Annotated in this window: 19 protein-coding genes and 1 pseudogene; 9 read left to right on the top strand and 11 right to left on the bottom strand. The window is 44.4% G+C overall.

What is annotated here, in order from left to right; genetic code table 11:
* Positions 1 to 19: 19 nt before the first annotated feature.
* Positions 20 to 637, bottom strand: coding sequence for a homoserine/homoserine lactone efflux protein (gene rhtB, locus ACHUFI_RS21035; protein WP_394252752.1), 618 nt, complete (start codon positions 635 to 637; stop codon positions 20 to 22).
* A gap of 84 nt (positions 638 to 721) precedes the next feature.
* Between rhtB and ACHUFI_RS21030 the strand changes: the two genes are divergently transcribed.
* Both ACHUFI_RS21030 and ACHUFI_RS21025 read left to right on the top strand, forming a co-directional pair.
* Positions 722 to 1,717, top strand: a complete 996-nt coding sequence (locus ACHUFI_RS21030) for an alpha/beta fold hydrolase (protein ID WP_394252750.1) — start codon at positions 722 to 724, stop codon at positions 1,715 to 1,717.
* Between the two features lie 88 nt (positions 1,718 to 1,805).
* Positions 1,806 to 2,636, top strand: a complete 831-nt coding sequence (locus ACHUFI_RS21025) for a Cof-type HAD-IIB family hydrolase (RefSeq protein ID WP_394252748.1) — start codon at positions 1,806 to 1,808, stop codon at positions 2,634 to 2,636.
* Between the two features lie 43 nt (positions 2,637 to 2,679).
* Here the strand turns inward: ACHUFI_RS21025 and ACHUFI_RS21020 are convergent, their stop codons facing one another.
* On the bottom strand, positions 2,680 to 3,138 hold the full coding sequence (locus ACHUFI_RS21020) for an EVE domain-containing protein (protein ID WP_394252746.1): 459 nt from the start codon (positions 3,136 to 3,138) through the stop codon (positions 2,680 to 2,682).
* Positions 3,139 to 3,178: 40 nt separating this feature from the next.
* Here ACHUFI_RS21020 and ACHUFI_RS21015 point away from each other — a divergent pair.
* Both ACHUFI_RS21015 and ACHUFI_RS21010 read left to right on the top strand, forming a co-directional pair.
* Positions 3,179 to 4,213, top strand: a pseudogene (locus ACHUFI_RS21015) (COG3650 family protein); the annotation flags it as partial.
* A 15-nt stretch (positions 4,214 to 4,228) separates the two neighbouring features.
* Positions 4,229 to 4,822 (top strand): tRNA-uridine aminocarboxypropyltransferase, encoded by a 594-nt coding sequence (locus ACHUFI_RS21010; RefSeq protein WP_394252744.1) that lies wholly within the window; start codon positions 4,229 to 4,231, stop codon positions 4,820 to 4,822.
* Between the two features lie 66 nt (positions 4,823 to 4,888).
* Here the strand turns inward: ACHUFI_RS21010 and ACHUFI_RS21005 are convergent, their stop codons facing one another.
* From ACHUFI_RS21005 to lptM, 8 genes are all read right to left on the bottom strand, one after another.
* Positions 4,889 to 7,372 carry a bifunctional diguanylate cyclase/phosphodiesterase gene (locus tag ACHUFI_RS21005; protein ID WP_394252742.1) on the bottom strand — a complete coding sequence of 828 codons (2,484 nt, stop codon included), beginning with the start codon at positions 7,370 to 7,372 and terminating at the stop codon, positions 4,889 to 4,891.
* A gap of 160 nt (positions 7,373 to 7,532) precedes the next feature.
* Complete coding sequence (locus ACHUFI_RS21000; RefSeq protein WP_394252740.1) at positions 7,533 to 10,028, bottom strand: bifunctional diguanylate cyclase/phosphodiesterase; 2,496 nt, start codon at positions 10,026 to 10,028, stop codon at positions 7,533 to 7,535.
* 140 nt (positions 10,029 to 10,168) lie between these two features.
* Positions 10,169 to 10,885, bottom strand: coding sequence for a 5-amino-6-(5-phospho-D-ribitylamino)uracil phosphatase YigB (gene yigB / locus ACHUFI_RS20995; RefSeq protein WP_394252739.1), 717 nt, complete (start codon positions 10,883 to 10,885; stop codon positions 10,169 to 10,171).
* A gap of 5 nt (positions 10,886 to 10,890) precedes the next feature.
* Positions 10,891 to 11,826 carry a tyrosine recombinase XerC gene (xerC, locus tag ACHUFI_RS20990; RefSeq protein ID WP_394252737.1) on the bottom strand — a complete coding sequence of 312 codons (936 nt, stop codon included), beginning with the start codon at positions 11,824 to 11,826 and terminating at the stop codon, positions 10,891 to 10,893.
* Positions 11,792 to 12,496, bottom strand: a complete 705-nt coding sequence (locus tag ACHUFI_RS20985) for a DUF484 family protein (RefSeq protein WP_394252735.1) — start codon at positions 12,494 to 12,496, stop codon at positions 11,792 to 11,794. Before ACHUFI_RS20985 ends, xerC begins: the two co-directional genes overlap by 35 nt.
* Positions 12,497 to 12,524: 28 nt before the next feature.
* Positions 12,525 to 13,355 (bottom strand): diaminopimelate epimerase, encoded by an 831-nt coding sequence (gene dapF / locus ACHUFI_RS20980; RefSeq protein ID WP_394252733.1) that lies wholly within the window; start codon positions 13,353 to 13,355, stop codon positions 12,525 to 12,527.
* 11 nt (positions 13,356 to 13,366) lie between these two features.
* The gene (lysA, locus tag ACHUFI_RS20975) at positions 13,367 to 14,620 is read right to left on the bottom strand and encodes a diaminopimelate decarboxylase (RefSeq protein ID WP_394252731.1); all 1,254 of its coding nucleotides are present in this window, start codon (positions 14,618 to 14,620) and stop codon (positions 13,367 to 13,369) included.
* Positions 14,621 to 14,667: 47 nt separating this feature from the next.
* Positions 14,668 to 14,784, bottom strand: a complete 117-nt coding sequence (gene lptM, locus ACHUFI_RS22490) for an LPS translocon maturation chaperone LptM (RefSeq protein ID WP_463596590.1) — start codon at positions 14,782 to 14,784, stop codon at positions 14,668 to 14,670.
* 75 nt (positions 14,785 to 14,859) lie between these two features.
* Between lptM and cyaY the strand changes: the two genes are divergently transcribed.
* The gene (gene cyaY, locus ACHUFI_RS20965) at positions 14,860 to 15,174 is read left to right on the top strand and encodes an iron donor protein CyaY (RefSeq protein ID WP_394252727.1); all 315 of its coding nucleotides are present in this window, start codon (positions 14,860 to 14,862) and stop codon (positions 15,172 to 15,174) included.
* Between the two features lie 68 nt (positions 15,175 to 15,242).
* Here cyaY and ACHUFI_RS20960 read toward each other — a convergent pair whose 3' ends face one another.
* Entirely contained in the window at positions 15,243 to 17,771 is a 2,529-nt protein-coding gene (locus ACHUFI_RS20960; protein WP_394252725.1) for a class I adenylate cyclase, read from the bottom strand.
* A gap of 345 nt (positions 17,772 to 18,116) precedes the next feature.
* Between ACHUFI_RS20960 and hemC the strand changes: the two genes are divergently transcribed.
* From hemC to ACHUFI_RS20940, 4 genes are read left to right on the top strand one after another with little or no spacing between them, the layout of a single operon-like run.
* The gene (hemC, locus tag ACHUFI_RS20955; RefSeq protein WP_394252721.1) at positions 18,117 to 19,055 is read left to right on the top strand and encodes a hydroxymethylbilane synthase; all 939 of its coding nucleotides are present in this window, start codon (positions 18,117 to 18,119) and stop codon (positions 19,053 to 19,055) included.
* A gap of 2 nt (positions 19,056 to 19,057) precedes the next feature.
* On the top strand, positions 19,058 to 19,786 hold the full coding sequence (locus tag ACHUFI_RS20950) for a uroporphyrinogen-III synthase (protein ID WP_394252719.1): 729 nt from the start codon (positions 19,058 to 19,060) through the stop codon (positions 19,784 to 19,786).
* 21 nt (positions 19,787 to 19,807) lie between these two features.
* Positions 19,808 to 21,001 (top strand): uroporphyrinogen-III C-methyltransferase, encoded by a 1,194-nt coding sequence (locus ACHUFI_RS20945; RefSeq protein ID WP_394252717.1) that lies wholly within the window; start codon positions 19,808 to 19,810, stop codon positions 20,999 to 21,001.
* Complete coding sequence (locus ACHUFI_RS20940) at positions 21,001 to 22,182, top strand: heme biosynthesis protein HemY (RefSeq protein ID WP_394252715.1); 1,182 nt, start codon at positions 21,001 to 21,003, stop codon at positions 22,180 to 22,182. Before ACHUFI_RS20945 ends, ACHUFI_RS20940 begins: the two co-directional genes overlap by 1 nt.
* Positions 22,183 to 22,639: the final 457 nt, after the last annotated feature.

The following is a 22,639-nucleotide window of genomic DNA, read 5'->3' as shown; positions in this document are numbered from 1 at the left end:
TTCAAAGTGCTAAAAGTGTTTAAGCTTTAGCTGCCGCCAACAGAGCACCACACCCCATGAACATACCACCAAAAACTTTATTGATTCTTCCCATGACGCGATCAGAACGAATAAACCTTCCCATTTGCGCGGCCAATGAGGTGTAGCCTAACATAACGATACCATCAATGATTACTGTGGTAATCCCTAGAACCAAAAGTTGTGGCATTTGAGGCTCACTCGGGTTCAAAAATTGAGGGAACAGCGCCACTAAAAACACAATTGACTTAGGGTTAGTCAAATTAATAAGCACGGCTTTGCGCATTAACGTCCAGCTAGACATGTTGGTCGAGTTTTGCTGAGCGACCATACTATAACGGTCACGCCATTTTTGAACGCCTAGCCATACTAGGTAGACCACCCCAACCCACTTGATAATGCTAAACGCCAAAGCTGACTGAGCAACCAACGCGCCAATACCAGCTCCTACTAGCGCAATGTGGATCATTAAGCCAAGCTGCAAGCCCGCAATAGATGCAAGCGACTTACGAGTGCCATAACTTAAGCCATTACTGATTGAGTTCACAGTGCCTGAACCGGGCGCTAAACTAAATACTATTGCAGTCACGACGTATGCTAGCCAAACATGAGTATCCATTGCATTTCCTTATGAGTTCTTTAATCTAACGATCATTAATAGGGTTTAAGTTCTAAACCAGCTTTACTTTTAGGTAATCCCCAAATGGCGAAAACTAGCGACACGAATCTCACTTATACTCAAGAGCCAAGCTTCGAGCAAGCGATTAAATCAGTGATCGCTCAGCAGTGGCAACAAAGAGAGGAAGGCTACTTTAAAACGTCTCAGAAAAAGCGATTATTTTGGTGCAAACTCACCCATCCTAGCCACAAAAAGTCCATTCTAGTGATTAATGGCCGGATTGAGTCTTGTTGGAAATACCAAGAGCTATTTTTTGATTTATACCAACAGGGCTTTAACGTTTACTCCTATGATCATCAGGGGCAAGGACTCTCGGATAGACTGGTCAACGATTCAGATATCGGGCACATCGGCGAGTTTAATGATTACGTTTCTGACATGGCACAAATGGTCAACTTCTTTAAGTTAGGCGAAGCTGAACCTTGCTATCTGTTAGCCCACTCAATGGGTGGCACCATTGCCACTCGTTACCTGCAAACTCACCCTGAGCACCCTTTTAAGAAAGTCGCATTGAGCGCACCAATGTATGGGGTTAATGTCGAGTGGTATTTACAGCTTGTGGCACCCATTCTTAGCCAAGTTCTGACCGCAATTTACCCTAAGCCGACATACGCACCCGGCCAGCAGGCATACTATGCGAAACCTTTTGAAGACAACCCATTGAGCCAAAGCCACATTCGCTATGAGTGGTTTCGAAACTTGTATGAAGAGAATCCGAAACTGAAAGTCGGCGGGGCAAGCACTCAATGGGTCTGGCAGGGCTTAATGGCGGCAAAACAATGTATTTTAATGACCAGACAAATCAAGATTCCGTTGTTATTGTTACAAGCAAGCCAAGACCGAATCGTCAGTAACCAAGCTCAAATTCGCTTTATCAAGAAACTATCAAAAACCAACCCTAGTTGTGAGTTCAAAACCATTAACGGAGCAAAACATGAGTTGCTGTTTGAACAGGACCAATATCGAAACCAAAGCTTGGATGCAATTTGCCAATTTTTGATTAAAGAGGAAAAGAACTAAAGCAGCTTTACCCTCTTTTCGACCGCCAAATTCGAATACAATTCAGAGGTCCAATTAAGGACCGTAAGCAGTAAACAATGAGGGCTACATGACCAAATCAGCACTAAACAAAGACAACATCAAAATCGTCGCTTCGGATCTAGACGGCACGCTACTGGCACCTAACCACCAGCTCAGTGATTACACGAAGCAAATGCTGAAAGAACTCCACCAGCAAGATTATACGTTTATCTTTGCGACTGGCCGCCACCATGTAGACGTATCAGGTATCCGTGAACTGACGGGCATTCCTGCTTACATGATCACATCGAACGGGGCGCGCGTTCACGACCAAAATGATCAGCTGATGTATTCAAAAAATGTCCCTGCGGATTTGGTTCAACCTGTCATTGATGTGCTCAGAGAAGACCCTGAGATTTTCATTCACTTATACCAAAACGATGCATGGCTGCTTGATCGTGAAGATAAGGCTCTCAAGGATTTCCATACAGAATCCGGATTCACTTACCAGCGATTTAAAGCTGAGCAAGCCCCTACCGATGGCATTGCGAAAATCTTTTTCACTCACCCAGACATGGATCATGAGCACTTAGTGCAATTTGAAACCAAATTAAATAAGCAGTTTGGAGAGACGCTGAATGTCGCCTTCTCTACGCCTTGGTGCTTAGAGGTCATGGCTGCAGAAGTCTCTAAAGGTGAGGCATTAAAAGCAGTAGCTGAAGCGAATGGCTTAACACTAGATAATTCTATCGCTTTCGGCGATGGCATGAATGATGTTGAAATGTTAGAAATGGCAGGCAAAGGACTGGTCATGGGAACCTCTCACGAGAAAGTCATGAAAGCCCTGCCAAATAATGAAGTCATCGGCAGCAATGCAGATGATGCTGTCGCTCATTACCTGCAGAAGCACCTGCTTTAACTTAGTTGATCAGCTCAGGCAGCCATACGCGCCTGAGCTGAGGCTACAATTTTTCTTTAGTCAGAATTGCATCCCACTCTTGCTCAGATACCGGCATAATCGACAGCCGATTGCCACGTTTCACCAATGGCATGTTTTCTAGCTCAGACATCGCTTTCATTGTCGCTAGCGGAATAATTCGATCTGTTTTTCGAACAAATTCTACATCCACCATTATCCAACGAGGATTCTCAGGATCGGATTTCGGGTCAAAGTAATCACTTTCTGGATCGAATTGAAAGTGGTCGGGATACGCCTCTCGTATCACTTTAGCAATACCAGCCACGCCAACCTTTTTGCAAGATGAATGGTAAATCATGACTAAATCACCTTCTTTGACCTGATCTCTCATCATATTTCTTGCTTGGTAGTTACGCACACCCTCCCAACACGACGATTTTTGTGTCCGTAGAGTGTTAATTGAGAAAGTGTCGGGTTCAGTTTTGAATAACCAATATGCCATAATAATTCCAATTTACCGTTGTCTCCGAGGAACATATAGCATGAAGGCTCTCAAAAACCCAGTCACCTGGTTGGCTATTCTCGCCGTACAAGGCTGTAGCACGGCCACCACACAGGAAAAAGTCACTCAAGCGCCAACTGCAAGTTTAGATGTACCTCAGAGTATCCGGCCTCAAACGTTTATTGTTCGAGGACAAGCAGTGGTAGGTCATGAGACTCGCACATTTACGCCTTGTGGCAGCCAACAACAATTCTGGTTAGATATGTCCCCAGAACAAACCCAACAAGCGCTTCAGCTAGCAAGACAGCCTTATCAGCCGATGTATGGTGAGTTTATCGGATATTTAGCAGCGCCAAGTCAAACCGGTTACAACGCTGATTACGCAGCTCGATTTATAGTCAAGCAAGTGAACATGCTCACTGCTGAAAACCCAGAACGCTGCAGTCAAGCTGTACGTTCAACTCGTGCGTTTGGCACCGAACCTTCTTGGTCGATCAACTTCAAGAAAGACCAACTGGAGTTCGCTCGTCTGGGACAAGACAAACAACAGATCAATATTGAAAAAAGCCACGTGACGAACACTCGCCGCCATTATCAATTTAATGATGGTCAACTAACGCTTGAGCAAAGAACTTGCAGCGACAACATGAGTGATTCCATCTATGGCTGGACAAGTACACTCGAGTTGGGTGCGGACCAATACGCTGGATGCGCGACACTCGCTAATCAAGATCCAACCACAGAATGGTCTGGGCTTTATTTTGCAAGCTCAACCAAAAACGTGGGCTTTTCCATCGAGCTGAAACTCAACCCCGACCACAGTGCAACCACCACTTATCGTTATACTGGCGAAGATCTGCCAACCGTAGAGCAAGGCTTCTGGCAGCAACTCAACAACCATCAAATCCAAGTGGTGATGACTCGCCACCAACAGCAATATCTTGTCTCTGAACGCATATTTACAAGAGATGGTGATCAACTCATCGCAGAAAAAGAAAAAGTAGGCAACGTGGTTTACCCGATAGCCAATGGCGGTCTAACATTGTTCCGCAATCAAGTATCACCACAAACGAATGGAGCGAAACTGTAGATGGAAGGCTGCGTTCATTGTGGTTTTGCTCATCAATGTATATGTGAGCATATACCGAGTATCAGTAACTCAGTCCATTTCGTTTTGCTGACCCATAGTAATGAACTGACTCGGGAAACCAATACTGGAAAGCTGATGATGCAGACGTTAGAACACTGCGAAATCATCGAGTGGCAACGTAAAGCACCACCTCAAACGTTACTCAATCAGATTCGCGATAAGCAGGTTCAACCCTTTCTGGTTTATCCGAGTGAACACAGCATTCCACTGACGGAAGTCTCTTTTAGCGAGAGTCACGAATCTCCCCCGGCACTGTGCATCATCTTGGATGGCACCTGGCAAGAAGCAAAAAAGATGATGAATAAGAGTGAATGGCTGAAAACGCTCCCTTGCATTCATTTAGAGGTGGAACAACGCTCTGAATATCAACTCAGACGAAATCAAGAAGACGGTCACTTGTGCACGTGCGAGGTCGCAAGCAAAATATTGGAAGGAACAGGGCAAGCAGCTCAAGCAAACGCACTCACACAATACTTTGAACACTATATGGCGGTATTCAAAGCCGATAAAAGTGGACACGCCCTTAAACGCTAAACAAAAAACGACGGTAGATACCGTCGTTTTATTTGGTTTCACGTGAAACCTATCAATTTCAACCAGTTAGAATAAACGTTGTGGTTGTCCAAAATAGAAGCCTTGAAGGTAGTCGACCCCCATGTCTTCTGCGATATGACAAATATCTCGGTTATGGACAAACTCAGCCACGGTTTTGGCATTCAGTATTTGGCATAAACTCACCAGCTGCTGAGCGATTTTCCGCTGCTTCACATCATGATCGATATTGCGAATCAAACTGCCATCAAGCTTAATCACTTGCGGTTCAAGCTTAATAATCTCATCAATATTTGAGTAACCCGAACCAAAGTCATCAACAATAATGCTAACCCCTAGATCACGAAAGTGATTACACACTTCGATCATCCGGCCGTAGTCTTTAATTTGTTCGGTTTCCAACACCTCTAGCCCAATGCGCTGAGGGTGGCTTATCTTTCTGATTGAATCTTCTAGGTGCAATAACGTTTTTTCATTAATCAAATCTTGAGGGGACAAGTTAATGGAAAACGAATCCGTCGTTTGACTCATATGTTCAAAGGTACGAGAAATCATCTGACGACTTAGACGCGTATAAAGATGGGTCCCTTCAATAATAGGCAAGAACTTACCAGGCGGGATCACAATTCCATCTTCTTCAATTCTGACCAAACACTCTAAACTTTCGGTTTGGTGCGTCCCCGCAGCAACAATCGGCTGAGCAAACGCGATAACATTTTGATGCAACACCGCTCGACTCACACAAGACAACCAGCCTAATTGCTCTTGGCGATTTTGTTCTAACTGCTTCAAGGAGCGGGCATTCATCAAGTGTTTATTATGATTCACCGCAGCACGGCGTGCTTCGATAGACTTCAAAAGTAAATCATCAATTGACTCATCAGGGAAATCACAGCGACTGACTAACCCACCACATACAGACACCGAAAGGTACTCAATATCTGGCAGGCCAAATGGTTCAAAATTCACATGCTCTATTTGATCCGCAAACTGTGAAAATCGCTGTTGAATATAGTCATCACTGGCGGAGCTTTCAAACACTATCGCCCACTCGCCGACGCCAATACTGTACAACTGACAGCCATCGATGAATTGTCGCCGCAAAATCGATTTAAAATAGTCACTTAAATCCCTAAGCAGCTGATCGCCCACCGGATAGCCGTACTTTTCATTGATTTGACTAAAGTTCGTCACCTTTAAACTCAGCAGGTGACTCGCCGCATTCATCTTAACCAGTTTTTCACGCAGCACACTGCGATTCGACAGCAGCGTTCTTCGGTCTATTCGATAGCTCTCTGTTAAGTCACTCGCTTGCCGTTGAATCTTGTTTGCCATGCTCTTATTCGTTTCATCGACATCGACTAACGCATTGCGAATCAACGAAAACAAGGGAGAAATGGCATTTGAGCTATGGGTAGGCAGTTGGATGCTTTCAGAACGAGGCTCCCCCTCACGCATCACTAAGCAAGTCAGGCTATGATGGAGAATTTTTTGTTCCCCTTCATCTTGGAAGAGCTCTCCCATACAGTAAGTACCGTAGCAATCGGCAAGCTCCTGTATCACCGATACTTCTTGGTTCCCTTCAATAAAATCGATCCGAGACGTACAGTTGTAAACAAAGAATTGATCCGGGGACAAGGGAGCAATTTGCTGAATCCCCAAACGAAGCTGTTCCAGGGTTAATGAAGGGTGGTCATAGCAAAACCTCACTTGATCACCGACCACGACTTCGCCATCGAACTCTATCGAGTCTTGGTTGTGCACCTTGATAGGTAGATAAATTTTTTGCTGTTGGGGCTCACCTTCCATCAACGGAAAATTATGAAGCTGTTCTAAAGGAACCTCATTACCGTCAGCTAAGTAGCGATTGTATATTTTTCGGATTGGTGTGTTGTCTAAACTATGGATGATATTGCCATCCGCACTCGTCACACGAAACATCTTACCAATAGGGTTCCACTCCGTGTAATAGCGCGTCCATACCGACAATTCATCACTATTGAGCGCCACAGCGACATAAGCATTCTCATAACATTGACCATTGAGCATGACCCAGCGGCCATTATCGGTAATGGTCGACGCTCCTCCCGCGATAGGGATATCGAGCTCACTTTGATTAAATGCGGAAAAGAGTGCTTTGTGGCTAAGGGTTAATCTGTCAGCAAAGCAAATGATCGCTTGAGTAGAGAGCGTGCAATCCAGTTGAGTGAATAGATTGACGCTATCTTGGGTGAGTTCATCACTGTACTGAACGACGGCACTTGTTAACCCTACGGAGTCGAACTGTGTGATCACGAGGAAAAGGCCGCCCTGTTCAACTTCGCCCCGGCGAATGAAATGATTGGCACTGCTACCAATCAATACCGCGTTAGGGAAACGAGCGCAGATCGCTCGACTGATGTCTGATACTTGCTCTTTTGAATACGAGGAGAAAAGCTGTACAAGCAAGCGTTCTTGGCGATGAAACGCAACTCGGCTTAACTCGTGTGCCAATAAAGAGGGATCCTGAACCAATATGGACGTTGACTGCATCGTGACATTAATCGCTGAAGGCTAATGAAGTGATATACTGCTCGCAATCTGCACACTTTGCACGCATTTGCTCACTCAGCCTGTGAATAATGTGAGCTTGGTAAACGCCTCTTTTCTAGTATTCGTACACTGCTATGCATCTGGACTCTATAAAATCAAACTACCAATATAAGCGTTTAGGTTCCCCTAAATAATACCCTTGTAGGTAATCGACACCCATATCCTCTACAATCTCGCACACCTGCTGGTTATGAACGAACTCAGCGACCGTTTTGGCATTGAACACGCCGCATAAACGGATCAGTTGCGATGCAATCTTGCGTTGCTTTAAGTCTTTATCCACGTTTCGAATCAAGCTGCCATCGAGTTTGATGATTTGTGGTTCGAGCTTAATGATTTCATCGATGTTGGAATAACCTGAACCAAAATCATCGACGATGATACGGGCACCTAATGAGCGAAAGTGGTTGCACACTTCTATCATGCGTCCGTAATCTTTAATTTGCTCGGACTCCAGCACCTCTAGCCCTAACCGGCTCGGATCATTCAGCAAAGCAATCGAAGATTCTAGTATTTCCAACGTTTTGTCGCTCATGAGGTCTTGAGGAGACAAGTTTATCGAAAACGCACCTTGCTTGTCGGCCATATACCCTAAGGTATTTTTGATCATATGACGGCTCAAACGAGTGTATAAGTGCGTATCTTCAATAATTGGTAAAAACTGCCCTGGAGGAATAATCGCGCCATCCGCTTCAACAATACGAACTAAACATTCTTCCGCAACCTGTTCATGGGTATGGGCAGCTACAATCGGCTGGCTGTAAGTAACAATGTTTTGATCTAAAATCGCGCGGCTCACGCAAGAGAGCCAACCTAGCTGCTCTTTACGATCTTCTTCTGTAACTTGGATATCTTTTGCATTCGTGATGTGAGTGTTGTTCCTCACGCCATAACGTCGAGCTTCAATGGCCTTGAGTAACAGCTCGTCACCATTGTCATCCATAAAATCACATCGACTGGCTAAGCCACCACATAAAGAGACAGATAAATAGTCCACATCGGACAAGCCATAAGGTTCAAAGTTAATGTGTTCAATAGCGTCAGTGAAACGGACAAACTGCTGTTTGATAAACTCGCTATCATTACTTGCTTTAAAAATGATCGCCCATTCACCCACACCAATGCTAAACAAACCAATCGAATTGTGCACTCCCAAACGCATCTCTAATCGACTGCGGAAATGCGTAGATAAATCGAGAAGCAATTGATCGCCGACTTGGTAGCCATATTTTTCATTTACATGATTAAAGTTGGTCAGCTTTAATGTCAAAAGATGCTCACGAGCAGTGATTTTATTAAGTCGCTCCTTGAGTGCTATTCTGTTGGGTAACCCGGTACGAGTATCATAACGGTAGCTGTCTGTTAGCTTTTTGGCTTGCTGATGCAGCTTCTGCTCCATCTCCGAATTCATCGTATCAAGGTCAACAATCGCGTTACGAACCAAATTCAGTAAAGGCGAAACCGTTAGCTCACTGTTCAACTGAAAGCGGTTAAATTCAGGAAGATCATGGGATTCACGCAAAGCTAAATAAGTGAGGCTATGGTGCAAAATCTCTTGCGTATTCCCCTGCAGAGAAAGCTCTCCCATGCAATACGCTCCGGCTGTATTAGCAATACCTTCGAAAGGTTTCAGCTCGGTGAGCCCATCCAAGAAATCTAACCTGGAGGCACAGTTATAAATCATGACCGATTCCGGCTGGTGCATCGTCAATAACTCCGCGCCATGACGAACCTTTTCTACGGTCAAAGAAGGGTGGTTGTAACAGAACTGTGCTTCTTGCCCCTTTTTCCACTCTTGATCAAACTCGATACTGCCATCAGATAAAATGTTTAACGCGCTAATCACAGCTTTGGTAAAGCCGAGTTCTCGATACAGTGGAAAGTTTTTTAACTGCTGAAATGGAAGGTCTTGCCCATCCGCAAGGTAATGTTTAAAGACATCGTAGGCCGGTACACCATTTAACGTATAAAGCCGCTTTCCTTGTGCTCTCGTGATCTTATGTTTCATGCCTATCGGATTCCACTCCGAATAAGCCCCCGTCCACACCTTTAAGCTTGGGCTATGTATCGCCACAGCAACACATGCTTGTTGGTGTACTTGATCATTATAAAGCACCCAGTTACCAAATTTGTTTTCCTGGCATAGTCCACCAGCGACGGGAACAGCATGAGCTAATTCATTAAATGCCGAGTAAATGGGGTAATCTCGGCCATCAACCTGGGCGCAGAAGCTAATGACCGCTTTGCTGTCTTGAGTTAATCGCAGCCCGTCGACCAAGTTGTGACTATCAAATTCAGGTTGATGAGTAAAAGGTTGAACAGCGGAGGAGAGATGACTGTCATTAAACTCACTCACGATGGCCATCGTGCCTGACGTTTCAAGATGATTATCGCAGATCAAGTGAGTTGCGCTCTGCCCGATCACCGTGACATTAGGGAAGTTAGCAAGAAGAATCCGCGCAAAGCCTAACGCGATTTCCGCAGGCTGAGTAGAAAAGAGTTGCACCAAATAGCACTTATCGGCACTCCAGTCGCGCTCAATAAGTAAAGATTCAAATAACTCCTCAGTGTGAGCCACATAAGTATAAGTTTGCATGCTAAGCCCTATTTGCCAATTGCCTGACGCTGAGCCCACACTCGTTATTTATATAGATATTTTTGGCGGTGAACTCGAACAGATTTATAGTCTAACGTTTTGTTTTTACTGTACCAAGACACCTATGGAATTGCGAGGAGTTACACTAAAGTTAACAACTCGGTTATCTGATTAATTTCAACATCAGGCAGTACTCGTGTTTTCGGGTGCTGATAAAGGTTATGTTCCCCATCATTAAACCAACATGCCTGAAAGCCGTTGGTCTTCGCACCATAAACATCTGTCACCAAATGATCACCCACATGTAGAATGTGATGAGCCGGTAGTTTTAAGCACTGCTGAGCTTTCACAAACATGTCTGAATACGGCTTCGCTCTGCCATCAGGCCCCGCTTTTAAAATGGCTTGAAAATACTGCCCCAAGCCAATTTTATTAGGGTCAACATTACCATTAGTGATCGCAATGAGTGGGATTGTTTGGCTGAGCTTAGATAACACTTGATGGGAGAGCTCTGGCACATCCACTTGATTACGCAACCAAAGCGCGTGCTCAATCCCATCAGAGGCCGCCTGATGAGCTTTATCTTCAGCATAACCAAGCCTGATCAAACCTTGTTTAATCTGAGTATGACGCCAAAGCGTGACATCATGCTTTAACTGTGGCTGCTGCTGTGCCACCAAGCGCTTTATGTTCTGCCACTCATCCAGCCCTATAGTCGCGGACACTGGGTGAGTTTGATGAAGCCAGAGCGCCATTTCTTTTTCGACACGAGCGATAACAGGCCAGTTATCATAAAGTGTGTCATCCAAATCGAAGGTCATCGCTTTAATCGGTTGCAGGCTACGGTAGAAATGCATAGGGCTTATTCTTCCTCGTTTTTTTTGCGAGCTCGCGGGTGAGCCTTATCGTAAGCTTGGGCCAAATGTTGGAAATCGAGGTGAGTATAGATCTGCGTTGTCGAAATGTTCTCATGCCCCATCAATTCCTGTACCGCACGTAAGTTCTGGCTGGACTCCAGCATATGAGTAGCAAAAGAATGTCGAAGCTTATGGGGGCTAATATGGCTCGCCACCGCCTGTTTCTTACCCCACTCTTCCATGCGTTTTTGAACGCTACGATGAGAAATACGAGTACCCAATTTCGAAACAAAAAGCGCAAGCTCTCCATCATTGGCAATGCTGCTGCGAACTTTAAGCCACTTATTGACCCACTCTTCCGCTAGCCCAGAGTATGGCGCTTTTCGTTCTTTATCGCCCTTACCAATGACTCGAATCTCGCCTTGGCTAGTATTCAAGTCTTTGACATTGATCCCGACCATTTCCGCCAAGCGTAGCCCAGCACCGTACATAACTTCCATCATTGCACGGTCACGGATCGCAAGCGGGTCACCTTCATTCACTTCTAACAACTGCCCGACTTCATCCACATCTAGGTTTTTAGGCAGTGGTCGTTGCTTCCGTGGTGCCGATACCCCTTTCGCAGGGTTAGCTTGCATCACGCCACGCAGCACTAGAAAATCAAAGAAACTCCGTAAAGAGGACAAACGCGTCGCGATGCTACTGGCTTTCATGCCATCACGCATCCCTTTACTCGCTAACTGGCGAACCCATGCCGCATCCACTTGCCTCCAGTCTTTTAGACCTAAGGTCACAAGGTAGCTGGCCATCGTTTCTAACTGTTGGCGGTAATTACGTTGAGTATGAAGACTAAGCCCCTTTTCGCTTCTAAGGTATTCATAGAAACGGTCGAGAGGCTTTTGAAGGCTAGTAGGAAGTGGAGTATTGGGAGTTGGATTCATTAGAAGCCTGCCAAGGTAACGTACCAGCGAGATGCGCCACTACTAATGCAAGATGACGTAAAAACAAAGTATCCATATAAGGCTGGAAGTGTCCGCCATCATCACTTGAAAAGGCCAATAGCCCCAAGGTGGATTGCTTCACTAAAGGCATAACCACGTAAGAACCAAGCTCAGGGCTAGTACCTTCACCGAATAAGCTCTCTCGATCAACCTTACGCAACCGCCCTAGGTAGGCATCTTTCCCGTTCAGATGATTAGTCGAAAAACGCTGTAGACTTTCTTTGCTTAACGAATAACACCCTTCCGATTGTGAATGCACTTTGATGTAAGCGCGTAAGCCTAAATCTTTCGCTTTCGCCTCTACCGATTTTACGACTTGTAAAAAGTCCGTGCATTTCAGGACTTGGTCTTGCAGCTCCATAAACTCGTAAAAAGTCTTATCGTTATTGGCAGCTAAAGACATCAAGCTCGTGATTTCTTCTTCTAATTCTTCAATACGTTGTCGCTGTCGCTTTAATTGAACCTCAACTAACGACACAGCGCCTTGCTCAACGTTATTGATAGAAAGGCGATCCACAAGCTCTGTTCGATTTTGAAAAAAGTCTGGGTTATCACGTAAATATTCGGCAACGACCTCTGCCGTCAGAGCATCTGCTTCTACGTAAGACACAGTACTTCCTTAACACTATTCATTAAAATTAACACGACAGTTGCCCATCAAACACATGGGTAGCGGGACCTGTCATAAACAACGGTTTACCAGGGCCTTGCCAACTGATCTGTAAATCACCACCAGGTAAACTCACTTTCACATTATCCGCTAATACCCCTTGAACGATACCCACAGCCACCGCACCACACGCACCGCTTCCACAAGCCTGAGTTTCACCAGCGCCACGTTCGTAAACGCGTAAGCGAACCTCATCACGACTCACCACCTGCATAAAGCCGGCATTAACGCGTTCAGGAAAGCGTTCATGAGATTCTAATAGCGGGCCAAGAGTATCTACATCAGCCGTATCAACATCGTCGACCACTGTGACCACATGAGGATTACCCATACTCACCGCTCCACAAAACAAAGTGTGCTCATCGGTTCTTAGTATGTAGGTTTTTTCTGTCTGTTTCGCTTTGAAAGGGATCTTATTCGGCTCAAATTCCGGCACACCCATGTTAACCGTGATTTGATCGTTATCTTCAATTTTCAGCACCATTTTGCCTTTTTTGGTACTGACATTGATGCTGTATTTATTGGTCAAACCTTTCATGCGAACAAAGCGTGCAAAGCAACGTGCGCCATTGCCACACTGTTCTACTTCACTGCCATCAGCATTAAAAATACGATAATGAAAATCGGTTTCTGGATCATAAGGGGCTTCGACCACTAATAATTGGTCAAAGCCGATTCCTGTATGGCGATCCGCCAAGCGACGGATCAAATCAGGAGAAAAAAATATGTTTTGAGTAATGCAATCCACAACCATGAAATCATTACCCAAACCATGCATTTTAGAAAAGTGGAAATGCATAATGCTTCAAATTACTCCGGAAGAATATTTTCTAGTTCCCACAAGCTCTTTAGCTCTTCGCGTTGGCGAACTAAATGAGTCTTGTCACCATCGACCATCACTTCAGCAGCACGAGAACGCGAGTTGTAGTTCGATGACATTGCAAAGCCATATGCACCTGCAGAGCGAACCGCTAACAAATCCCCTTGCTCTAATACAAGGTCGCGATCTTTACCTAAGAAATCACCAGTTTCGCAGATTGGGCCAACCAAATCGTACGTAACCGCTTCGCCTTGGCGAGGAGACACCGGAACGATGTCTTGCCATGCTTGGTAAAGAGCCGGACGCATTAAATCGTTCATTGCAGCATCAATGATGGCAAAGTTTTTATGTTCGGTTGGTTTTAGGAACTCAACTTTTGTTAATAGTACACCAGCGTTTGCAGCAATCGCTCTTCCTGGTTCGAAAATCAGCTCTAGATCAGAGTGATTTTCTAAACGAGCAAGTAACGCTTTCGCATAATCTGAAGGCTGAGGCGGTAATTCATCACGATATACCACGCCTAAACCGCCGCCCACATCAAGGTGAGAGATATTCACACCATCCGCTTTTAGCTGATCAATCAGTGCCAATAGACGATCAGTAGCATCGATGAAAGGCTCAATATCGGTTAGCTGAGAACCAATGTGGCAATCAATACCTTGAACATCTAGGTTTGATAAGCTCTGAGCAAACTTGTACACCGCTGGCGCTCGGTCAAAAGCAATACCGAATTTATTGTCACGCAGACCTGTCGAAATATAAGGGTGAGTTTTAGCATCAACATCAGGGTTAATACGCAGCGAGATTGGCGCTTTGACACCTAACTCACCAGCAACTTTATTTAAACGCTCTAGCTCTGGCTCTGATTCCACGTTAAAGCACTTAATCTTAAGCTCAAGCGCACGTTTCATTTCAGCTTCTGTTTTCCCAACACCTGAAAACACCACTTTCGATGGCTCACCACCGGCTGCAATCACTCGTTCTAGTTCACCACCAGAAACGATGTCAAAACCCGAGCCCAAGCGCGCTAGCGTATTCAGCACCCCTAGATTTGAGTTAGCTTTCACTGCATAGCAAACTAAATGTGGATGCTCACCCACAGATGAGTCAAAAGCATTCCAGTGGCGTTCTAAAGTGGCACGTGAATATACGTATAAAGGCGTACCATATTGCTCTGCAAGTTGTGATAGTGCGACGTCCTCAGCCCAAAGCTGGCCATCATCCTGATAGTTGAAGTAATCCAAAATTCTTATCCCTTATAAATTACAATTGCTACTACGTTTCTATTCGATTATTGCGATTGTTCATTTTGCTGCGATTCATCTGGAAGGTACAGAGCACCCGTTTGACCACATCCAGAAAGACCGATAACAGACAGCATAAATAGAGCAGTGATTAATTTTTTCATTTTGCATATCGTGATTATTAACTCAATGCCCCCTATAATCGCACCACACTCAGGAAAAGCAATAGGATAGAAAGGATGAACGATACTGAATTTCACGAACTGGTCGATATACAGATGCAAAACATCGAAGAAGCGATCGATGACTCTGAAGCAGATATTGATTATGAAGTGACGGGAAACGTCATGACACTGGAATTTGAAGACCGTAGCCAAATCATCATTAACCGCCAAGAACCTATGCATGAGATCTGGTTAGCCTCAAAGTCAGGTGGTTTCCACTTTAAACTGATTGAAGACAAATGGACGTGTTCAAAGACAGGAACAGAGCTGTTTGAAATGGTTAAAGAAGAGTGTGTGAAGCACGCTGGTGAAGCGATAGACTGGGTTTAATTCAAATAGACAGATATCGCGTCAGAAATAAAAAAGGAGTGATTACATCACTCCTTTTTCTTATCGAATTATATATTCACGACTTTCGATGCCTTAGAACATGGCACACTATCGTTGCGATAAGGAATCACGTAAGAGTCACCCTCTTCTGGGAGAACAATCTGATAATACTGCGGTAAGTTAAAGTTAATCAGCTGAGATGCGACTTCTTTATCATCTTTCACTGAAGTGTAAAAAGTATTTACACTCGCGATCATCTCATCTTTCTCACCACTGTATTGATGGTAAACCTCTACCTGATTCGACTCATCCAACACATAAATATTGAAACCCTTATCAGTATCTTCAAAGAAGAATTGGATCAGACCTTCACTCGCAAAACCATCAACCACGTCAGGTAGTTGATACTCCTGCTCTTTATCCAGCATCAATAAAGGCGAACCTTTGAGTTTATTCGTCGAGATGCTTCGATAGAAATCGACCGAGTTTTCTAACTTCTGAACCGACACGCCACGGCGTTCAAAGAACAAACCAAACATTTGATTGGCTAATCGAATCGCTTTGAAACGACGGCGTTTTTCTTGTTCAATCGGTTTTAATCGTAAATCGATACACTCAGCAAGCAATTGATACACCATGTTACGCATAACGCCACGTAGGTTTTTGCTGTAACAGAAAACATCAACAGACTCAGGCGGAACCGCATCTTGGTGCATTTTCCCAAGCACCGTTTTGAGTGCATCCAACATTGCGGTATCCCCTTGGAAATGCAACGTACGCACTTCATGCCAAGAGTTTCGATACACCAAATCAACACTGCCGACTAAGCTCTTTCCTTCTTCTCCAAAGCTGAAGATATCAATATTCTTCAAATCGACTTTCAATGCTCGGCTACTAAGATCTGATGTCGGGTCATTTTCAAAATTAATGAACATCGCAAGCTGACTGATTTCACATGGGCTAGCAAGCGCTTGCATGCTTGGGCGGCGCTTACGAAGCGAAAAGGTATTACGTAAGTCACTCACCATTTGGTAAAACTTATCGATATCAATCTGAGCGTCGCGCACAACGGAGTGCAGACGCGTCGATTCAGTGATCAAACCATTAAAGAAAGACCAAGCAACCAATTTACTTAGATACTCATGGTGCTCCAAAGCTGGCTGACCCAGGATTCGGTGTGCAATCAAAGGTTGTTTATACAAGTACCATCCCGCTTGATTAGCACGTCCTTTACGCACTTCAATAAAGCTCAGGTCTGGTTCGTGGAGATCAGGCGATATCTGTGGGTTCAGTAAAGTCACTTTACCTGGCAACACTTCAAAAGCAGCGTACAGTTTACGCGCTAAGATGCTGATATCTTGCGGACTGATCGCAGAAGTAATGTCATTACGACGCGCGAATTGAATCAAGTTACGATAACTCAACATCAACGCATCCAGTAAAGCGTGATGAACGACTTTCACCAGCTCAACTTTCCAGTTACGTCGATTATCCAACTCAGCGATAGTCGCCTCGCTCCAATCCCAAGATTGGACCATCTCAGTCAATGCTTCGCGACGCCAAGCCACCGAACCGATGCCCGGCTCTCGAGACAACTTTTCATGTGTTTTTAAGTAGAAACAGCGACGAACGAGATCCAAGCGAGTGGTATCTTTAATTCGCTCCAAATAACGCGTGACTTTCTCAAGCATAAGATAGTACGCATCCATACCGTAAAGGTCAGGTTCATCGGCAAAGAATCGGCGTTTAGTATCAATACTTAAAAGTTGAGTATTCGGGTATTCCCAAGAATATGCTTCCAACAAAATCGCTTTGAGAACCGACTTATATGGAGAATCAATACTCTTATAGAGCTGCCAAAGGTTTGAACCAAAATACTCTTCAGCGGGAATTCGATTTAACTTACCGAAATCTATCCACTGCGAGCAATCAATGTAATTTTTACGGCATAAGTCATGAACGTATTCGTCATAACATTCCTCCATTTCCGGTGGAATGATTTGCCATAGTAACCTTTGTCCGGCGAGTCGAACTGCACTGCGGTAAAACTCATCAAGCAGTAACAAGTGCTGCGAGGAACCACAATTATCCCCGGTCATTTCTTCAGAATGATTTGAACGAAAACGTTCTTCATCCATTAAGAAGAAATTAGCCTCAACACCTTGGGTTTGTGCCCAATCGGTGATCAACAAACATTTGTTCGTCAGACTTTCCCTTTCAACTCGACTCATACTTGGCGCAACACATACCCATATGTCTAAGTCACTCGATGTACTTTGACCAATAGAAGAGGTGCTGCCCATCGTATACAAGCCTAAGATAGCTGGGTCGCTAGTGGTTTCTAAGGGTTGGCCTAAAGTGAGCTGAGTATCGTCCACAAATTGCTTTTGGAATTCATTCAATGAAAAGCTGTGAATTCCAAAAGGAACTGATTGGTCGTAAAAACCAGGAATAGCGGGGTGGTTGAAATGCAATAGTGTTGGAATAAGGTGGAATACACGCTGACTTTGTAAATCCATCAGAGCAAGCGCACGTTCAACACGCTGCTGATTTAGATTATCCAATCGCTGAATTAAAGTCTGAGTGTAAGCCTGCAAGGGTATATCCTTGGTTTGAGAGTAAATGCACTTTTTGTTTAGTTACTATTCGAAAGAAGCACCAAAACGTGATCAATTTAACACTTTTAATCTTATGGGTAAAGAAAATGCGCCTCAACTCAATAGAAGTTATAGTCAGTAAATATTAATGAGTACGCTAACCTAGTGTCTCCCTTATTTCTCAATTCTAATAATAGCCCATCTTTCAAATGAGATACCAATCACACTATTTTGGTGAACTTATGCAATTCCTTCATCGAACAAACTAACACATGATCAAACAGTAAGAATTTCCGACACACAATGGTAGGATTAGACCATTAAAGAATTAGTTTCGGAACAGACATGACACACTCAGCACCTATTCGCATTGCTACACGAAAAAGCCCACTAGCCCTTTGGCAAGCTTACTTTGTCAGAGACGCTCTACAAGCCGCTCACCCAGGTCTAGAAGTCGAATTGGTTACCATGGTAACTAAAGGAGACATCATTCTAGATACTCCATTAGCCAAAGTCGGCGGTAAAGGCTTATTCGTGAAAGAACTTGAAGTAGCGATGCTTGAAGGTCGTGCTGACTTAGCGGTGCACTCAATGAAAGATGTACCGGTCGACTTCCCTGAGGGCTTAGGTCTAGTGACGATTTGTGAACGTGAAGATCCTCGTGACGCATTCGTATCAAACACATACAACAACATTGATGAACTGCCACAAGGTGCTGTCGTGGGTACATGTAGCCTGCGTCGTCAGTGTCAGCTACTGGAATACCGCCCTGATCTAATCATCAAAGAACTGCGCGGCAACGTGGGAACTCGTCTAGGTAAACTGGATGACGGCCAATACGATGCTATCGTCTTAGCAGCAGCCGGCCTTAAGCGCCTAAAACTAGATGAGCGTATCCGTAGCTTTATCGAGCCAGAGCAGTCTTTACCAGCTGTAGGTCAAGGCGCAGTAGGTATCGAGTGTCGTCTTGATGATAAACGTCTAATTAAGCTTCTTGAGCCTCTAAACGATAAAGATACAGCTGACCGCGTTCTGTGCGAACGTGCAATGAACCTAACGCTAGAAGGCGGTTGCCAGGTACCTATCGGTAGTTACTCACTGCTAGACGGTGACAACATTTGGCTGCGTGCATTAGTTGGTGAACCGGATGGCTCTAAAATGATTCGCGGCGAGATCTCTGGCCCGCGTGAAGAGGCAGAAGCACTGGGTGTAACTCTCGCAAACCAACTTCTAGATGATGGCGCGAGAGAAATCCTCACCAAACTATACGCTGACCACGATTAACGATGGCAGTGTTGGTTACCCGGCCCGGTAAACAAGGGCTAGCACTATGCCAACAACTTTCGGATGCTGGAGTAAAATCACTCCACCATCCGTTAATACGCATCGTCGACAATAAACACACCCCTCACCTCCAAGATCAGCTACAGCGCAGTGACATCATTATCGCGGTTAGTCAGCACGCGGTATCCTCTGCACAAAATATTCTTAATCAATGCCAAGCTAACTGGCCTAAAGATCCGCTATACCTTGGCGTTGGTCAAAAAACCGCGCACAAATTAAGCAAAGCGACACAACAAATCGTAAACTACCCCGAAACTAGTGACAGTGAGCATCTTCTTCAATTAGATGAACTCAAAGGTATTTCAGGTAAAACTATCACCATCCTTCGTGGTAACGGAGGACGCGAATTAATCAGAGACTCATTAGTCTCTCTAGGTGCTAATGTCGTTTACTGCGAAACCTACCGAAGAGAGTTTATTCCGATCCAAGATCGCCTCACCTTTCTTCATTGGAAAGAAAGTGGCATTAATCAAATTGTCATCACTAGTCAGGGACAACTCGAATTCCTTACATCTTCGACCCCGATTGAATTTTTACCTTGGCTACAACAACAACAACTATTTGTACCGAGCCAACGTATTGCTGCCCGCGCACAACAACTCGGGTTTTCTTTTGTAGAAAACACCGTAAGTGCCAACAACCAAGATTTACTGGCTTCTCTCCGGCCATAATCGCTAACACAGGACATAAGCATGACAAGTAAAAACAATAACGAGCATAATGAACCTGAGAAAAATATAGAAAGTTCTGAAATTTCGCCAAGTGCCGATTCTGCAAAGCCTGCTGACTCAACTGAATCCAAACAAGAGCAATCTACAACGCAACAACCTCCCGCTGAAAAGCTTGAAGAAAAGCAAGGTAAGCGTGGCGTTAAGCTTGGTGCTATTGCCATTGCCATCTCTATTATCTTCAGTGGTGGTTTAGCTTTTCAAATGCAGCAAAAGAATGCGCAGCAACAAGCGCAAATTGATGCCCTTCAGAACCAGTTACAACAATCACAATCGACTCTTAGCCAAGAGATGCAAGCCGTTAAGCAAGACACAGTCAACAAAGCAAATTTGGCGGTAGAAAAAACGCAAGTCGTCTTATCTCAACAGCAAAAAAGTATCGAGAGCCTACAATTGGCAGTCGCCGATGTAAAAGGACGTCGCCCAAATGACTGGTTGCTAGCCGAAGCGGATTACCTAGTTAAGCTGGCGGGTCGAAAACTATTTTTGGAGCATGACGCTGTAAGCGCAACCAAGTTAATGGAGAGTGCCGATCAACGAATTGCAGCGTTGAATGATCCTAGCCTTGTTCCTTTAAGGCAGGCAATGGCAAACGATATAACTAAGCTTCGTACCATTCCAATCGTTGATCGAGACGGGTTAGTGTTACGTTTAACGAGCTTACAACAGCAAGTGGATCAATTGCCGCTAGCGAATGCAATCCTTCCAGATGCTCCTGAACAAGTGAAAGAGACGGTGTCTCAAGATATCTACGATTGGCAAACCAATTTAATGACTTCTTTGAAAGACTTTTCGGAAAGCTTTATTACTTTTAGAACCCGTGATGGCAACGTCATCCCGCTTTTATCGCCTCAGCAACATTTTTACCTAAAAGAAAACATCAAGGCTAAATTGGAAACCGCGATCAAAGCCGTCTACGTAGAACAAGGGGAAATCTACTCAACCGCCCTTACCGTGGCTAATGAATGGTCTAGCACCTTCTTTAATCAAGACGATAATGCTGTTACAGAATTCAACCAAGCCCTTAAAGAGCTAAGTAAGCAAAACGTTTCTGTCGAATACCCAGTGAAGCTTGGCACTCAAACGGTACTATCAGACGTGATTCGTGAGCGTCTACGTAGAGAAGTCACCACCATGACATCAATGGAGGGCAAATAATGTTTCGTTGGATATTTCTATTTGTTGTCCTTGGTGCCGGACTGTTTGCAGGCACCCAATTCGCAGGCCAACAAGGCTACGTTCTCATATCAATAGCAAATAAAACCATTGAAATGAGTGTCACGACGCTGGTGATCTTCGTTGTGGCACTACTAGCGGCGCTATTTGGTCTAGAGTTTCTAATTAAGAAAGCGCTAAGAGCTAGCTCAACAACCTGGAACTGGTTCAGTGTTCGTAAATTAAAACGTTCACGTCGTTATACCAATGAAGGCATCATCAAACTTTTGGAAGGTGATTGGAAACTCGCTGAGAAAAAGGTGACTCGTTGGGCGAATCATCATGACATGCCCCTACTATGCTACCTAGTGGCTTCCGAGGCTGCTCAAGGGCAAGGTAATAGCGAGAAGCGAGATCATTACTTAGAGCTAGCAAGTAAACTAGACAACTCAACGTTGGCAGTAGAGCTCACCCGAGCAAAACAGCAAGTGAGGGAAAATAATTTCGAGGCAGCATTTGATACATTGTCTTCACTAAAGTCCTCTTACCCATCGAACAGTATTGTACTCAACCTACTAAAGACCACATACGTGCAGCTCAAACTCTGGCAGCCTCTGCTTGATCTTTTGCCAAAACTGCATAAAAGCAAACAAATAGACAGCGAAGAGTTTGCTAGCCTGACACAAAAAGCGCAGTGTGGTTTGTTATCAGAAATAGCCCAGCAACAAGGTAGCGAAGGGGTTATCAAACATTGGGATAAGCTACCGAAAAAACATAAACAAGATGCGCATTTAATTAGCTGCTTTGCCAAACAGCTCATTGCGAGAAAAGCGGATTCTGAAGCTTATACCGTTATTAAAGAAAACATTAAGAAACTGGGAACGCCTGAACTCTACGCTCTACTCCCAGAAATCAACTTGCCCGATAATCACCCAGTAATTGTAATGCTCCAGTCATCCCTTAAAAAGGATGAGAGCAATGCAGAGGCTCATAGTGCTCTCGCCCAGTTTTTCCTACGCGAAAGTAAGTGGTCAGAAGCGCAATACCATTTAGAAAAAGCCCTAGAGATTCGTTCAAATGTCTCTGACTATGGTTATTTATCTGATGCTCTAGAAAAACAAAACCTAACGAAAGCAGCGCATGAAGTATCTAGAAAAGCTCTCACTTTAGTGAAAAGTGCATAGTAAATAAAACAAGCCTTTAGAGCCGACCTCAGGGTCGGCTTTTCTTTATCTAGATAATAGTAACTCTGATAAATCTTTCTAACCTTGGTCGTGACTTTCTATAACGCACGCAGATGAGGTACCAATTGATTGTCTAGATAGTCACAGTACCAACCTATTGTTACGCGCAGTCACTCCTATATACCTTCGCAATCAACTACAAAGTAGCGATCACTGAAAGTTGTATCAGTAAGGGTATAGCTATGACGATAAAGCTTTAGGGACTGTTAATTGAAAGGGGACTGAAGACTATTAGAATTCGGGAATGGTAGGAATTAGACGACTATTGATTACGCAAAATACCCAGATATGAAAAAGGCTCTAGTCTTTCGACTAGAGCCTTAAATATGGCAGGGGTGGAGAGATTCGAACTCCCAACACGCGGATTTGGAATCCGCTGCTCTGCCAATTGGAGCTA

The organism is Vibrio profundi, assembly GCF_043642225.1.
In the GTDB taxonomy this organism is placed as follows: domain Bacteria; phylum Pseudomonadota; class Gammaproteobacteria; order Enterobacterales; family Vibrionaceae; genus Vibrio; species Vibrio profundi_A.
This window is presented reverse-complemented; position numbering and strand designations above follow the sequence as displayed.